The following is a 14,119-nucleotide window of genomic DNA, read 5'->3' as shown; positions in this document are numbered from 1 at the left end:
ACAGATCAAAGCTTCGCAGCCATGATCCATCTGACCGCTGCCGTGATAAACTCCCGATGAATCCCAACAGACCCTAGTCTAAAGAAAAGGCCGAGGGAGGTATCGATGATCGATCGCCGGAATACGCTGAAACTGGCGCTCGTCGGCGCCGCCGCACTTGCCGCTCCGGCTGTGCTGGCACAGGCCACAAAGCCTCGGACGCGGATCGTGTTTCTGGGCACCAAAGGCGGTCCGCGCGTCGGCGTTGGCGCTTCAAATCCTGCCAACCTCGTTGTGGTCAACGACACGCCGTTTGTCATCGATTGCGGCATGGGCGTAAGCCGTCAGCTCGTGAATGCGGGCGTGCCAATCCCTTCCATCAAATACATCTTCATCACCCACCATCATTCCGATCACAATCTCGAATACGGCAATCTCTCCTACAATGCCTGGGCCGCCGGCCTGTCCACGCCGATCCATTCGTTTGGCCCGAAGGGGATCGAGGCGATGACAAAGGCGTTTTGGGGGCTGAACAAGTTCGACGTCGAGACCCGAATCGAGGATGAAGGCCGGCCCGATCCGCGCGAATTGCTGATCGCGAAAGATATCAGCGACGACGGTGTGGTGTTGAAAACATCCGACGTGACGGTCACGGCCTTCCGCACGCCGCATCCCCCGATCGTCGACAATTTTGCCTACAAATTCGAGACGCCCGATGGCACCATCGTATTCTCCAGCGATACCGCCTACAATCCGAAGCTCGCCGAATTCGCCAGGGGCGCCGACGTGCTGGTGCATGAATGCATGTATCTGCCTGCCGTCGATCGCCTGATCGCGAAGACGAAGAACGGAGCAACGCTGAAGAAGCATCTGCTCGAGAGCCACACCACGACCGAGGACGTCGGCCGCGTGGCGGCGGCTGCGGGAGTCAAGGTGCTGGTGATGAGCCATTTCGTCCCCGGAGACGACCCGCTGGTCACGGACGAGAATTGGACCGAAGACGTGAAGAAGACTTTTTCCGGCCGCATCGTGGTGGCGAAAGATCTGATGGAGTTGAAGCTGCCGGTGTGAGTCGCATGTCAACCGCGATCACGATGATCGCCGACCCTGCCCCCGGGGTTGCGCGCAGCACGGCAAGGATATCAGCGCGACGAAGAGCCGAGCAGCACTACTGTACGAGCCGAGCGCGCAGCCGTGTAAATTCAGCGTCGCTGATCGACCCTGCCTGTTTCAGCCGACCGAGCTTTTCGATTTCATCTGCGGCGCTGAAACCAATTGCACTCCTGAGTTCGTCGCGCGCCTGCCGAGCTTGTTGCATGTTACGCTCCGCCATGCCTCTTCCCTGAAAGATCAGGTATGCAAGCATGAAAATGAATGGAAATATTATCCATCCTATCACCCATATTGCCTTGACCCAGCCCGAAATGTCGTGGCGTCGGAATAGATCGGAAGCGACAGTAATGAGTAGCCAGAACCACACGATGAAGAAGAATATGGTGAGGACGTCCAGCAGGAAATTTCGATAGGTGAAGCCCTCCTGAAAGAAGAACATTGCAATCCTCCTCTGCCTGCCACTGGGTGCAACAGTTCCAGCCGACCCGATATTGTTCCTTAGAGCGCGATCCCGCTGCCCGCGTTTGATTTAGATCAATGTATGTCGGATCGAGGGCCACCCAGGCGGGTATCCCCCGGTCCTCAACCTAGGTCTGCTTTGCCCTCAAGAGCGGAAGCCGCTCGGGTACACGCCTTCCAACCAGGCGAGTGCTTCGCTGCGCTCGCAATGACGATGTGGATGCAGTGGGTGCGACAAATCAACCCGACGGGCAAATCACCCGAATGCCTGTCCAGTGCTCACGCGAAAAATAAATCGCTTAACCCGTCGGGCAAATCAGTGATTTAACTTCGCGCGTCTCACGCGAATGAGGGGCGGCTCGCGATCGTCACGAACGTTGCGGTGAGATGCGGTGGACGGGATGCGTGTGACTGACGAGCATGCGCATCACGGACGGCGAAGTCGTGTGGTCCTGGCGCCCCGACGCTGGCGCTAAGTTTTTCGCGCGAAACAAGTTCGCGCGAGAGGCGACGGTGGCAAGAAAGCCCGGTCACCGGGGAGAGCACGAAGTAAGCCGTAAACCATCGCGCAGGGAAAGCCGGAATGCTTCGGTTGAACCTGTGGTCCTACCCCCGTGCTTTTTGTTGCACGGGACCCACGGGTGCAACCAGCACCCGGCTTTCCCTGCGCCCTCTGACATCGAGGAGGGTGGAAAGTGAAGCAAAGCTCGGACGCAACGCGCCGCGAGAATGCGAACTCACATCCCCACGCTGTTTGACATTTGAATCAGAACCCATCCCCGTCATTGCGAGCGTAGCGAAGCAATCCATCGCGCCACTTGCGGAGGCATGAATTGCCTCGCTTCGCTCGCAATGACGAGGAAAGAGTGGTGCGCTAAAATGCGCATCTGTAGGGTGGGCAAAGCGACTACATACACCACTGCTCAAACCAGCACAGGCGGAAGCGTGCCCACCATTCACGATCGCGGACGTGGAGAGATGGTGGGCACGCTACGCTTTGCCCACCCTACAATTGCTACACAATCACCAGATCGCAACACGCATAACTATCGCGTTGCACCCATTCGCCTGTGGTGACTGCGATCCGGTGCGAGAACATCGGGCCTGCGACCACGCAGGTATGAAACTCGCCGTTCTCGCCGCATGGATCGACGCCATCGGCCGTGGCATCAGTCGAACAGCCCTCGCGGCTGGGCCGATTGCGCCGGCGGTGCGCGCCTGCGCTGCTTCTGCGGCGGTGTTGCCGCCGACGGTGCTGCGGGCAACGCGCCGATCCGACGCAGCGCCGCTTCCGCGGCCCGCTCGCCGCTCTCCCAGGCGCCGTCGACCGTGCCCCACAAGGTGTCATGCGTGGCTTCGCCGGCGAAATACATGCAGCCGACCGGATCGATCAGCGCTCTTCGTGCGGCCTGCCCGCCCGGCGCGGCCACCGACATCGCGCCCAGTATATAGGGCGAAGCGTTCCAGCGCGTCGCGCTCGACTTCTTGATGCCGGCCGCCGCATCACTGCCGAACAGCTTCTTCAGCCATTCCGTCGCAAACGCGACCATCGCCTGCTCGCCGTCTGCCGAGAGATCGCGGCCGAACGAGCCCGCGACGTCGATGGTGCACAGGGATGAACCGCCGATATTGGCATAGAGCAGCGCGGTGCGCATCGAATTGCTCTGCTCGATCAGGACATCGTCGCGCGCAAGCCCCAGCGGATTGCCGGGCAACTGCAGCGCGATGCGGTCGTAGCTGCCGAGGCTGAGCTTTGCGACGGCATCGCCGATGCGCTTGGGAAGCTCAGAATCGAACTTGAGCTTGCCGGCCGCGAGCACGTTGGTCGACACCGTGATGATCGCGGCGCGCGCGAGGACCTTGCCCGAGGGCGTGTTCACCTCGACGTCGCGGTTGCTGTAGGAGATGCGGGTGGCGGGCGTCGACAATGCCACCGGCAACTGCGCGCCGAGCTTCGCAATCAGCGTGCCGAGCCCCTGCCGGCAGGCGATTGCGTTATCGCGATCCTGCGCCCGCGCCTTGTCGACGACCGAGACCTCCTTGAGGTCCTTGCCGGTGAAACTGGCGCCGAGCACGAACTCCGCCGTGCCGGCCCAATCGCCGAGCTCCTTTGGCAGCACCGAGGCACAGGACACGTCGCTTCTGCGCGCGGCATCGTCGATCGCGCGATTGGCGCGCACCAGCGCGGCCAGGAATTCCTCGGTCTCGCCGGGACGCGCATTGCGGCGGCCGATCCGGATCTTCTCGCCCGATGGCGCGGGCATCAGCTCGAGCCCCGCGGTCCGCGCGAGGCGGATCATCGGATTGGTCTCGGGATTGTGCGCCCAGCGCGCGCCGCGATCGAACGGGACCTCGAAGGTCGAGCTGTCGGTCTGGCAACGGCCGCCGATCTGGCTCGACGCTTCCAGCACGATCACCTTGCGGCCCGCCGCCAGTACTCGCCGCGCCGCAGCAATGCCGGCAGCGCCCGCGCCGATCACCACGACGTCGGCATCGCGCGCCGGCGGCGCGGCTCCAGCGCGGCCGGCAAGGAGCGGAGTGGCGGCAATGCCTGCGGACGCCGACAGGAAGTTGCGGCGGGTGATCGTCATATCATAGTTTCCGCAGGCTTGAAGCAAATGGGAACAGTCCGCGAACCTTGCCGCATCTCATGCGGCGCAGCAACCATCATGGTGAATCAATCATGATTGATCGGCTGCGTCGATGAACTAAATTGCAACCGCTCGCGACCATGATAAGGAACCAAAAAGCGGAAGGGCAAGCCGCGCAGGGGGAAACATTTATGGGCGTCATGCTCGACACGATCGGCAAGGTGATCGCGGGCTACCTGGAGAAGGAAATCCCGGGTTACGAGCCGTTCACGCCGAGCGATCCGGAGCATCTGCGCGGCGTGATCCAGCCTGGCGATGTCCTGCTGGTCGAAGGCAACAACCGCATTTCCGGCATCATCAAATACCTCACGCAATCGACCTGGTCGCATGCCGCGCTCTATGTCGGTCCGGTCGACGGTGCCTGCGAGCCTGACGGCGAGCCGCATGTGCTGATCGAGGCCAATATCGGCGAAGGCGTGACCGCCGCGCCGCTGTCGAAATATTTCCCCTATCATACCCGCCTCTGTCGCCCGGTCGGCCTGTCCTACGAGGACCGCGAGACGGTGTGCCGCTACGCCATCAACCGGATCGGCTTCGGCTACGACACCAAGAACATCGTCGACCTTGCGCGCTATCTGTTCCCGCTGCCGGTGCCGCAGCGCTGGCGACGGCGGATGATCGCGCTCGGCTCGGGCGATCCCACCAAGATCATCTGCTCGGCACTGATCGCACAGGCCTTCGATGCCGTGCGCTATCCCATCCTGCCCAAGATCACACGCACCTCGAGCCGCAGAGCGCGGCGCGAGATCCTGCACATCCGCGATTCCTCGCTCTACATGCCGCGCGACTTCGACATCTCGCCCTATTTCGAAGTCGTCAAACCCACCATCGTGCACGGCTTCGACTACACCGCCCTGCACTGGGCCGACAAGCAGAAGCCGCTCGAGGAGGTGGCGGGCGAATTCAGTGTGTTTCACGAAAAGTCGCCGCCGCTTGTTCCTGAAACGCCTGACCAGGAAACGTCGCTTCCGGTGGCGACTGAAGATGCGGAAGTGAAGGCGCCGGAGCTCGCGGCCTGATTTCGCTAAAAGCGCGCAGCCAGTGTCAGGCGGACCGCGAGCGGTTCGGCCGGGTGGATGTGGCGGTCGGCGACGCCATCGATCGGTTCGCCCGGCAGGCGCGACAAATAATAATATTCGATCTGGTTGGTGTTGGCATTGAAGAGGTTGAGCACGTCGAGCTGCAACCGCATGCCATTGTCGAACTGATAGCCGGCGCGGGCGTTGAAGATCAGCGAGGATTGCGAGCGCACGCTGTCATCCTCGATCAGCGGGCGCGGCCCGAAATAGCGCGCGGTCAGGGCGCCGAACCAGCCCGTCTCGCGTCCGAACGTCACGGCGCCGCTGGCGATCCAGGCCGGCGCGCCCGGAATGAAATTGCCGACCGGGTCGAAATCGGTGAAGCGCGCGCGGGTATAGGCGAGATCGACATCGAGGCGCATCCACGGCAACGGCTTGTACTGATTGGTCCACTCAACGCCGACGCGCCGGCTCGGGCGGCTCGGCTCGGTGGTGCCGGCGTCGCCGACGAACAGGAGTTCGGAATCGAAGTCGAGCACGAACACCGCAAGCGAGCTGGTCAGGCCTTCGATCGCCTTGGTGCGGATTCCAACCTCGGCGCCCTTGGAGCGAACCAGGAGCGGCACGCGATCGAGCGGCGTCACCTTGTCGGTGGGATCAACGGTGATCGTCGCGCCGCGGATGTCGTTCGAGTGCAGGCCGTAGCCGGCATTGCCGTAGAATTCAGTCTTGTACCACGGGCCCAGCACGATGCCGGCCTTTGGGCTGGTCATTGCGGCCTGCGCGTTGCCGGAATTTTGCGGCGTGTCGCTGAAGACGTGGCCCGCAAAGAAATCCTCGCGGATGCCGACCGTGGTACGCAGCCAGTCGGTCCAGCGCGCGGTGGTGTCGGCCCACAGGCCGACGTTCCCCTCTTGCACGCGGTCCTGGCGCACGGTCGAGAGCGCCTCGCGCTGGAAGGTCTTGAACAGGCCGACCTCGATATCGTCGCCACGCGTCTGCAGCCCGACGCGGGTCTGGGTCTCGACGCCGGCGACGCGCGCATCGAAGGCATGAGAGGCGTTGAAGCCATAGACGGTGCGGCGATCGAGCTGGCTGAACTGGTCGCCATTGATGGGATCGTCAAGAAAATAGGTGAAGTTGTTGAACAGTTGCAGCGACGAGCGGATCACATAGGCATTCGCCCGGGTCTGGCCGTAGTCACCGGACCGCGCCCAATTGCCGGAGAGGCTGAAGCGGCTCGAGGTGCCGCCGTCGGTGGGATCGAGCGAGCCGAACCGACCGATCAAGCCCTGGTCGATCGCGCGCTGCGCCACCTGGTCGGTCGAGGTCCAACCGTTGGAATAGGCCATCGCCGACAATGTGAAGCCATCGGTCGCGGTGCCCTGGCTGTAGCGGAGCACGCCGCTCGCCTTGCGCACATTATCAGGCACGTCCCATGGGCCGTCATATTTGTTGGCCACGATCGCGCCGAGCAGGGTGCCCTCGCCGACCGCCGTCGAGCCCGCCGCCAGCGCGCGCTGATAGCCGAAACTGCCGAAGGTCACCTGGGCGATGTTCTTCGGCAGCCGGTTGACATAATCGATGCCGACGCTGCCGGCGGAAGAGAAATCGCCGGTGTCGGCGTAGTACGGACCTTTGCGGACGTTGATCGAGCCGATCAGTTCCGGGATCAGGAAATTGATGTCGGCATAGCCCTGGCCGTGGCCATGGGTCGGCATGTTGACGGGCATGCCGTCGACTTTGATCGCAAGATCGGTGCCGTGGTCGAGATTGAAGCCACGCAGGAAATATTGGTTGGCTTTGCCCTCGCCGGAATGCTGGGTGACGATCAGACCGGGCACCACTTCCAGGACCTCGCCGACGCGCGACACCGGCAGCGCATTGACCTCCTCGCCGCTGATGCGCGTCTCGCTCGCGGCCGTCGGCAGAAGATTGGGCGCATCCGACTGCCCTGAACCGGAGGTGACGCCATTCGCCGCGGATGCAGGTTGGGTTGACCGGGCTACCGACGTGCGTCGGCCGCTCCGCGGACGGCGCGACTGTTCGGCCCGCTTGATCCGCTTCGGCGGCGCCACCTCCGGCGACGTCACCGTGACCGGTGGAAGTTGATTGGCGGACCCGGCGACAGACATTTGCGCCTGCGCCGTCGACGTAACAATGGCAAGGGAGGCGGCGGGAAGAATCCGCCAGACAAGTTCACGCAACGCCCATGCTCCCGCAGGGCAACCTGCTACAATCGGCAGGCAACCGCACCAATTCGACTTCAACCCCGCCCGGCGAGGCTAGCAAGCCAAGTGTGACGTTACAACCAAAACATCATACTGACGCCCCCGCGACACCAATCGGAAAATTTGGATGCAACGGATCACCATCACCATCGAGGACGATTTGCTCGGCGAGATCGACGCCGCGGCAAAAGCGCGCGGTTACCAGAACCGCTCGGAGATCATCCGCGATCTCGCCCGCGCGGGATTGCAGCAGAGCGTCGAGGACGCAGCGACGTCGGGGCAATGTGTGGCGGCGCTGGTGTACGTCTACGACCACGCCGCGCGCGACCTTTCAAAGCGGCTGGTGCAGAACTTCCATGGTCACCACGACCTGTCGCTGGCGACGCTGCATGTCCATCTCGACGACGATAGCTGCATGGAAGTGACCGCGCTGAAGGGAGCCGCCGGCGACGTCCGCCATCTCGCCGACCACGTCATCGCCGAACGCGGCGTGCGCTATGGACGGGTCGTGATGATCCCGACCGCACCGGACAAGAAGCCGCGCAAGCATGGGCACCGGCACGATTGAGGGCGGCCGTCCGGCTCTTGCCGAAACCTTTTGCCATGTCTACCTCTCGCGGGGGCTTTTGGGAGAGGTGAACCCACCATGTTGGATGCCGCCGTCAAGGCGCTGACGCAAATCCTGTCGCCGCCGATGCGCTCGATCCTGTGGCGCTCGGTCGGCGTGGCGCTGGTATTGGTGACGGTGCTCGCGATCGGATTGCAGCGGCTCTTGAGCTGGTTTGCCGACTATGGCGAGGTCTGGGCTGAGGGCCTACTCGGCCCCAACTTCCACTCCACGCTCAACGTGCTCTCCTGGATCGTCTCGATCGCCGCCGGCCTCGGCGTGGTGCTCGGCGGCATCTTCCTGATGCCCGCGATCACCTCGCTGGTGGCGAGCCTCTTCGTCGACGAGGTGGCCGACCATGTCGAGCGTGAACATTATCCGGCGGAACAGCCCGGCGTCGCGCTGCCATTCAACCTTGCCATGACCGAGGGCATCAAGACCGCGCTGCTGACCATCCTGGTCTATCTGATCGCGCTGCCCTTCGTGTTCTTCGCCGGTGCCGGCTTCCTGATTTTCTTCTTCGCCACCGCGTGGCTGTTGGGGCGCGAATATTTCGAGCTCGCAGCGATGCGGTTCCGGCCGCCGGCCGAGGCCAAGGCGATGCGCCGGGACAATGCCGCGACCATATTCACCGCCGGTCTGATCATCGCCGCCTTCGTGTCTATACCGATCGTCAACCTAGCGACGCCGCTGTTCGGCATGGCCTTCATGGTCCACATGCACAAACGGCTATCGGGCCCGAGGCCGCAGTTGCTGGAGCCGCGACGGCAGGGAATGTCGATGCGCTAGCAGTCGACGGTCAGGCCACCGACATTCCGCACTTGCGCATCACCATCTTGGCAAAGCCGAACGGCTCCGGCGTAAACGGTCCCGGCGGCGCGCGGGTGATCAGGGCGACGAAGAACAGCGCCGTCATCGCGAGCCAGAAGCACAGCCAGAAGCCGTCGATATAAGCGAGCACATTGGCCTCGCGCTGCACCAGCGCCGCCAGCGTTCCCACCGCGCGCGCTTGGGCGAGGCCCACGCCGTGAGCGGCGAATTGATCGGCGAGCTGCTTGAGCATGCGCATGACATTGACATCGCCATTGGCGACGTGTTGCCCGATATAGTTGGAATGGATCTGCTCGCGGACCCGCAGCCAGGTGCCCATCAGCGCCACGCCGATCTCGGCGCCGCCAAGCCGCATGATCTGGATATAGGCGGCGAACGCCGTGGCGCGGCTCGGGTCGGAATTGGACAGCGCCATGATGATGATCGGCAGCAGCGTCAGCGACTGCCCGATCGCTTGCAGCAGAACGATGCCGACAAAATCCCCCCGCGCCCAGTCGTGGGTCAATTGCGTGCCCCAGAGATTGGCGGCGGCGAAGGCCGAGAATCCCAGGACGACCACGGTGCGCGTATCGAAATGTCTGAGCAGATAGATCGAGATTGGCACCAGCACGAACATCGGCAGCGCGCCATAGGTCAAGAGCAAAACGCCGCTCTGCTCCGGCCGCATCAGCGCGATCGTGCCGAGAAAGTTCGGCACCAGCGATGAATTGGACAGGCCGGTGAGGGTGTAAAGCAGGATGACGACCAGCGAGAGCCCGACATTGCGCGAGAACAGCACGTTCACATGCGCCCAAGGCTGCCGCACCATGGCCTCGTTGATCAGGAAGACGACGAACAGCGCAGCGCCGCTAAGCAGCAGCGCCATCACCGTGCCGGACTCGAGCCAGTCGAGTCGATTGCCCTGGTCGAGACCGGCATAGATCATCGAGACGGAGCTGCCGAGCAGAAGCATGCCGCCCCAGTCCGCATCGCGAAGCAGGTTCTTGTTGACGGGTTCACTGGGCGTGCCGAGATAGACCATCAGCGCCATCAGCGGCGCGATGACGACGCCCTGCCAATAGACCCACTGCCAGCCGAGATGATCGACATAGAAGCCGACCAGCGAGGTCGAGGTATCGAGCGCGAAGCCGACGCGGATCGAATAGATCGATATCGCCGGAATCCACCAGCGGATCGGCAGATTCCGGAACACGATCATCAGCGTCGCGGGCACGAAAGTGCCGAGCAACAGGCCATGCACGATGCTGAGCCCGATCAGCGTGGGGTAATGGTCGACGAACGGGATGATCAGCGACACCCCGGCATAGACGAGGCTCGGGATACCCAACACACGGCGCAGGCCGAACACCGTGGCAAGCCAGGCGACTGCCGGCGCGATGAAGATCTGCGAGCCGATTCCTGCGGTCGAAATCCAGGCGCCCTCGTCGAAACCGAGCGAGAAGGCCCCGCGCAGGTCCGGCAGGCCAATCGTGGTCAGCCGGCTGTCGACATTAGCAAGGAACGCGCCGAGCAGCACCGCGGCGACTGCAAACAGCGGCTGCCGCGCAATGCCGCCCTGCGAGACCGGTCCGCGGCCGGCGTCGTCATTTGCCGCCATTCGTCTCCTCATCGCCGGTATTGATCCTTGTGATCACGGACATGCCGGGCAACAGGCGCGAGAGCAGCGGTTGGTTTTCGTCGAACCGGATGCGGACCGGGATACGCTGCACGACTTTGGTGAAATTGCCGGTGGCGTTATCCGGCGGCAATAGCGCGAATTGCGAGCCGCTGGCCGGCGCAATGCGCTCGACGCGACCGCGCAATTTCTCGCGCGAGAAACTGTCGACGGTGATCTCGACGGGTTGGCCCGGCCGCACCCGTGTGAGCTGGGTTTCCTTGTAGTTGGCGATCACATAGACGTTTGGCAGCGGCACGACATTGATCAGGTTGGTGCCGATATTGACGTAGTCGCCCGGCTGCACCTGCCGCTCACCGACCACGCCGTCGAACGGCGCCACGATTTTGGTGTAGCCAAGCTTGAGCTTCGCGGCGGCGAGCTGCGCCTTGGCGGCATCGAGATCGGCGGCGCGCTGCTTCTTGGTGCCCTGCAGCACTTCGAGCTGATGGCGCTGCGCAGCAACCACGGCGCGGCTCGCGCGCACATCGGCTTGCGCCTTTGCATAGGCGGCCGTTGCCTGTTCGAGCCTCTGCCGCGTGCCTGCGTCCGTTTGCGACAGCGATTGCTGGCGCTCCTGCTCCTGGCGCGCCTCGACCTCCAGCGCTGCCGCAGATACTTGCGCGGCTTCGGCCTGCGCGATCGTCGCATATTGCAGTTCGACCTGGTTGTTCAGATTGTCGAGCGCGGCCTGCGCGGCGGCGACGCCAGCTTCAGCCTGCGCGACCTGGGCCTGGTAATCGGCGGGATCGATCTGCACCAGGAGATCGCCAACCTTGACGTGCTGGAAATCCTTCACCGCCACCGTCAACACCTCACCGGCGACGCGGCTGCTCAGCCGTGTCAGCTCAGCGCGGACATAGGCATCGTTGGTGGTCTGGATCGTGGCGGCGCCGACCCATTCGTCCCAGCGCAGCGTCGCCAACGCAATGAAGGCGAGGGCGGCGAGCACGGCGAATACGGGAATGGCCAGCCGCCCCAACGTACCAGATGGTGCAGCCGACGGCTTCGGCGGAGGAGCCGTCGGGGCCGGAGCCGGTGCCGGCGCAATCCTGTTCAGCGGTGCCGGGGTGATTTGGTTCTGCTCACTCAAGATACGTTCCCCAGGTCATCGTTCTCACGCAACTACCGAGACAGCGGCCGGCCGACGGCAGCCATCATCGCTCAGACCGTCTTTTCCGGCCACCGGCAGAGATCGTTGATCAGGCATACCTCGCAGCGCGGTTTGCGAGCGAGACAGGTGTAGCGGCCGTGCAGGATAAGCCAGTGATGTGCATGCAACATGAACTCGGCCGGAATCACTTTCTCCAGCCCGAGCTCGACTTCGAGCGGCGTCTTGCCCGGCGCAAGCCCGGTGCGATTGGCGACACGGAACACGTGGGTATCGACCGCCAGAGTATGTTCGCCATAGGCCATGTTGAGCACAACATTGGCGGTCTTGCGGCCGGCACCGGGCAGCGACTCGATCTCGGCGCGGGTGCGCGGCACCTGGCCGCCGAAATCGGAGATCAGCTTCTCCGATAGCGCGATGACGTTTTTGGCCTTGGTGCGATAGAGGCCGATGGTCCTGATGTAGTCGCGCAGCTTCTCTTCGCCGAGCGCGAGCATTTTCTGCGGCGTGTCGGCGACGGCAAACAGCGCCCGCGTCGCCTTGTTGACGCCGGCATCGGTCGCCTGCGCCGAGAGCACGACGGCAACCAGCAGCGTATACGGGTTGAGATGCTCGAGCTCTCCCTTCGGCTCCGGATTGGCCTTGCGGAACCGCTCGAATGCTTCGCGCACGTCGGCCGGGGTCCAGGGCTTCGGCGCTTTAAGGGATTTCTTTGCCGCGCGAGCGGGCGGCCTGGCCACCGGCTTCTTTGCCGACTTTTTCGGCGACGATCGAACGGTGGGTTTCCTGGCGCGTTGAGCGCGGATGATTTTGGCCATGATCGGCATATACTGGTAGGCCATGAGCGCAAGCAACGACTTTGACCCAACGCTTGAACCAGAGCTGTTCTCGGCGCTGCTGACGCCGCACCGCTCGCTCAACCGCACCGGTTTCATCGTGCTGATGAGCATCGTCAGCGTGGTCAGTTTTGCCGCCGGCGCCGTATTCTGGTGGATCGGCGCCTGGCCGGTGCTCGGTTTCTTCGGTCTCGACGTGCTGGTCATCTATTGGGCCTTCCGCGTCAATTTCCGCGCGGCCCAGGCCTGCGAGGAAATCACAGTGACGCCATCGGAATTACGGGTGCGCCGGATCAGCCATCGCGGCCATGTCGCGGAATGGGTGCCCAATCCGCTCTGGGTGCAGTTCGAGCAGCAGGTCGACGCCGAGTTCGGCATCGAGCGGCTCTACCTGGTTTCTAGGGGACGCCGCGTCGACATCGGCAGCTTCCTGGGTCCGGACGAAAAAGCTAGCTTTGCCAAAGCCTTAATTGCCGCGCTGAATGCCGCCAAGCGCGGGCCGATCTGTAATCCGATCCATTGAGGGTTGTCGGAAAACGGGTGGTTGAACAGCCGCATGCGCCCTAAATCAGCCTCCATGATGACACTCGCCATCCATGACCAGCGTCTGGCCAAGCAGGGCCTCGAGAGCGCTGCGCTGCGCGACTATGATTCGGTACGGCGCGCGATCGCCTTCATCTCGGAGCGCTGGCGCGCGCAGCCGACGATCGAGGCGGTGGCGGATGCCGCCGGCGTGACGCCGGACGAGTTGCACCACCTGTTCCGTCGCTGGGCCGGGCTCACGCCAAAGGCGTTCATGCAGGCGCTCACCCTCGACCATGCCAAGAACCTGTTGCGCGATTCCGCGAGCGTGCTCGATGCCGCGCTCGATTCGGGACTCTCGGGCCCCGGCCGGTTGCACGATCTCTTCGTCACCCACGAAGCGATGTCGCCGGGCGAATGGAAGATTGGCGGCGCAGGCATCACGCTGAGCTACGGATTCCACCCCTCGCCATTCGGAACCGCGATCGTGATCGCCACCAGCCGCGGTCTGGCCGGTCTCGCCTTCGCCGATCCCGGGGACGAGGCGACGGCATTTGCCGACCTGCGCCGGCGCTGGCCGAACGCAACCTATGTGGAGGATGCCGAAGGCACGGCTCCGATTGCACAGCGCGTCTTCGACACCAAACTGTGGCGGCCGGACCAGCCGCTGCGCGTGGTCCTGATCGGCACCGATTTCGAGGTGCGGGTGTGGGAGACGCTGCTGAGGATCCCGATGGGGCGCGCGGTGTCCTATTCCGACATCGCCTGCAAGATCAACAGCCCGAAGGCCTCGCGCGCCGTCGGCGCCGCAGTCGGTCGCAACCCTGTGTCGTTCGTGGTGCCCTGCCATCGCGCGCTCGGCAAGAGCGGCGCGCTCACCGGCTATCATTGGGGCATCACCCGCAAGCAGGCGATGCTCGGCTGGGAAGCCGGGCAGTTGGGATTGAATTAGTGAGCGATCCCGGTGGGCAAAGGCGCGTAGCGCCGTGCCCACCATCCGCACTCGGCTCGTGATGGTGGGCACGCTGCGCTTTGCCCACCCTTCTGTAACGGGCCTGGATCAGTCAATCCCTTTTGCGTCATCCGCTCGCCGGGGTCTCGCTTCT

12 protein-coding genes and 1 pseudogene are annotated in these 14,119 nt (G+C 63.5%); 6 read left to right on the top strand and 7 right to left on the bottom strand.

What is annotated here, in order from left to right; all coding sequences use genetic code 11:
* Nucleotides 1-105: 105 nt before the first annotated feature.
* A complete protein-coding gene (locus AAFX91_RS30010) occupies nucleotides 106-1,050 on the top strand; it encodes an MBL fold metallo-hydrolase (protein ID WP_394569030.1) in 945 nt (314 codons plus the stop codon).
* 97 nt (nucleotides 1,051-1,147) lie between these two features.
* On the opposite strand, the gene AAFX91_RS30005 is transcribed toward AAFX91_RS30010, so the two are convergent.
* From AAFX91_RS30005 to AAFX91_RS29995, 3 genes and pseudogenes are all read right to left on the bottom strand, one after another.
* A complete protein-coding gene (locus tag AAFX91_RS30005; RefSeq protein WP_027583651.1) occupies nucleotides 1,148-1,531 on the bottom strand; it encodes an SHOCT domain-containing protein in 384 nt (127 codons plus the stop codon).
* A gap of 1,035 nt (nucleotides 1,532-2,566) precedes the next feature.
* Nucleotides 2,567-2,698: pseudogene (locus AAFX91_RS30000) on the bottom strand (ATP-binding protein); the annotation flags it as partial.
* A 22-nt stretch (nucleotides 2,699-2,720) separates the two neighbouring features.
* A complete protein-coding gene (locus AAFX91_RS29995; RefSeq protein ID WP_394569029.1) occupies nucleotides 2,721-4,142 on the bottom strand; it encodes a flavin monoamine oxidase family protein in 1,422 nt (473 codons plus the stop codon).
* 191 nt (nucleotides 4,143-4,333) lie between these two features.
* On the opposite strand from AAFX91_RS29995, the gene AAFX91_RS29990 reads away from it, so the two are divergent.
* Nucleotides 4,334-5,221 (top strand): YiiX/YebB-like N1pC/P60 family cysteine hydrolase, encoded by an 888-nt coding sequence (locus AAFX91_RS29990; RefSeq protein WP_394569028.1) that lies wholly within the window; start codon nucleotides 4,334-4,336, stop codon nucleotides 5,219-5,221.
* Between the two features lie 5 nt (nucleotides 5,222-5,226).
* On the opposite strand, the gene AAFX91_RS29985 is transcribed toward AAFX91_RS29990, so the two are convergent.
* On the bottom strand, nucleotides 5,227-7,356 hold the full coding sequence (locus AAFX91_RS29985; RefSeq protein WP_394569031.1) for a TonB-dependent receptor: 2,130 nt from the start codon (nucleotides 7,354-7,356) through the stop codon (nucleotides 5,227-5,229).
* A 223-nt stretch (nucleotides 7,357-7,579) separates the two neighbouring features.
* Between AAFX91_RS29985 and nikR the strand changes: the two genes are divergently transcribed.
* Nucleotides 7,580-8,020, top strand: coding sequence for a nickel-responsive transcriptional regulator NikR (gene nikR, locus AAFX91_RS29980; RefSeq protein ID WP_130578014.1), 441 nt, complete (start codon nucleotides 7,580-7,582; stop codon nucleotides 8,018-8,020).
* Between the two features lie 78 nt (nucleotides 8,021-8,098).
* Nucleotides 8,099-8,848, top strand: a complete 750-nt coding sequence (locus AAFX91_RS29975; protein WP_130578015.1) for a sulfate transporter family protein — start codon at nucleotides 8,099-8,101, stop codon at nucleotides 8,846-8,848.
* Between the two features lie 10 nt (nucleotides 8,849-8,858).
* On the opposite strand, the gene AAFX91_RS29970 is transcribed toward AAFX91_RS29975, so the two are convergent.
* The 3 genes from AAFX91_RS29970 to nth form a co-directional block, all read right to left on the bottom strand.
* Entirely contained in the window at nucleotides 8,859-10,487 is a 1,629-nt protein-coding gene (locus AAFX91_RS29970) for an MFS transporter (protein WP_394569027.1), read from the bottom strand.
* A complete protein-coding gene (locus AAFX91_RS29965; protein WP_394569026.1) occupies nucleotides 10,474-11,637 on the bottom strand; it encodes an HlyD family secretion protein in 1,164 nt (387 codons plus the stop codon). Before AAFX91_RS29965 ends, AAFX91_RS29970 begins: the two co-directional genes overlap by 14 nt.
* Nucleotides 11,638-11,708: 71 nt before the next feature.
* The gene (gene nth / locus AAFX91_RS29960; RefSeq protein WP_130578046.1) at nucleotides 11,709-12,473 is read right to left on the bottom strand and encodes an endonuclease III; all 765 of its coding nucleotides are present in this window, start codon (nucleotides 12,471-12,473) and stop codon (nucleotides 11,709-11,711) included.
* Between the two features lie 22 nt (nucleotides 12,474-12,495).
* On the opposite strand from nth, the gene AAFX91_RS29955 reads away from it, so the two are divergent.
* Nucleotides 12,496-13,014, top strand: coding sequence for a DUF2244 domain-containing protein (locus tag AAFX91_RS29955; protein ID WP_394569025.1), 519 nt, complete (start codon nucleotides 12,496-12,498; stop codon nucleotides 13,012-13,014).
* A gap of 54 nt (nucleotides 13,015-13,068) precedes the next feature.
* Complete coding sequence (locus AAFX91_RS29950; RefSeq protein WP_394569024.1) at nucleotides 13,069-13,965, top strand: methylated-DNA--[protein]-cysteine S-methyltransferase; 897 nt, start codon at nucleotides 13,069-13,071, stop codon at nucleotides 13,963-13,965.
* Nucleotides 13,966-14,119: the final 154 nt, after the last annotated feature.

The sequence above is a fragment of the Bradyrhizobium sp. 31Argb genome, from assembly GCF_043638955.1.
Taxonomy (GTDB): domain Bacteria; phylum Pseudomonadota; class Alphaproteobacteria; order Rhizobiales; family Xanthobacteraceae; genus Bradyrhizobium.
This window is presented reverse-complemented; position numbering and strand designations above follow the sequence as displayed.

Excerpts from the sequence above, each read along its gene's own strand:
- AAFX91_RS29950 (WP_394569024.1), top strand. The coding sequence starts at position 13,069 with ATGATGACACTCGCCATCCATGACCAGCGTCTGGCCAAGCAGGGCCTC.
- AAFX91_RS29970 (WP_394569027.1), bottom strand. The coding sequence starts at position 10,487 with ATGGCGGCAAATGACGACGCCGGCCGCGGACCGGTCTCGCAGGGCGGC.
- AAFX91_RS30010 (WP_394569030.1), top strand. The coding sequence starts at position 106 with ATGATCGATCGCCGGAATACGCTGAAACTGGCGCTCGTCGGCGCCGCC.
- AAFX91_RS29990 (WP_394569028.1), top strand. The coding sequence starts at position 4,334 with ATGGGCGTCATGCTCGACACGATCGGCAAGGTGATCGCGGGCTACCTG.
- nth (WP_130578046.1), bottom strand. The coding sequence starts at position 12,473 with ATGGCCAAAATCATCCGCGCTCAACGCGCCAGGAAACCCACCGTTCGA.
- nikR (WP_130578014.1), top strand. The coding sequence starts at position 7,580 with ATGCAACGGATCACCATCACCATCGAGGACGATTTGCTCGGCGAGATC.
- AAFX91_RS29995 (WP_394569029.1), bottom strand. The coding sequence starts at position 4,142 with ATGACGATCACCCGCCGCAACTTCCTGTCGGCGTCCGCAGGCATTGCC.
- AAFX91_RS29955 (WP_394569025.1), top strand. The coding sequence starts at position 12,496 with ATGAGCGCAAGCAACGACTTTGACCCAACGCTTGAACCAGAGCTGTTC.
- AAFX91_RS29985 (WP_394569031.1), bottom strand. The coding sequence starts at position 7,356 with ATGTCTGTCGCCGGGTCCGCCAATCAACTTCCACCGGTCACGGTGACG.
- AAFX91_RS29975 (WP_130578015.1), top strand. The coding sequence starts at position 8,099 with ATGTTGGATGCCGCCGTCAAGGCGCTGACGCAAATCCTGTCGCCGCCG.
- AAFX91_RS30005 (WP_027583651.1), bottom strand. The coding sequence starts at position 1,531 with ATGTTCTTCTTTCAGGAGGGCTTCACCTATCGAAATTTCCTGCTGGAC.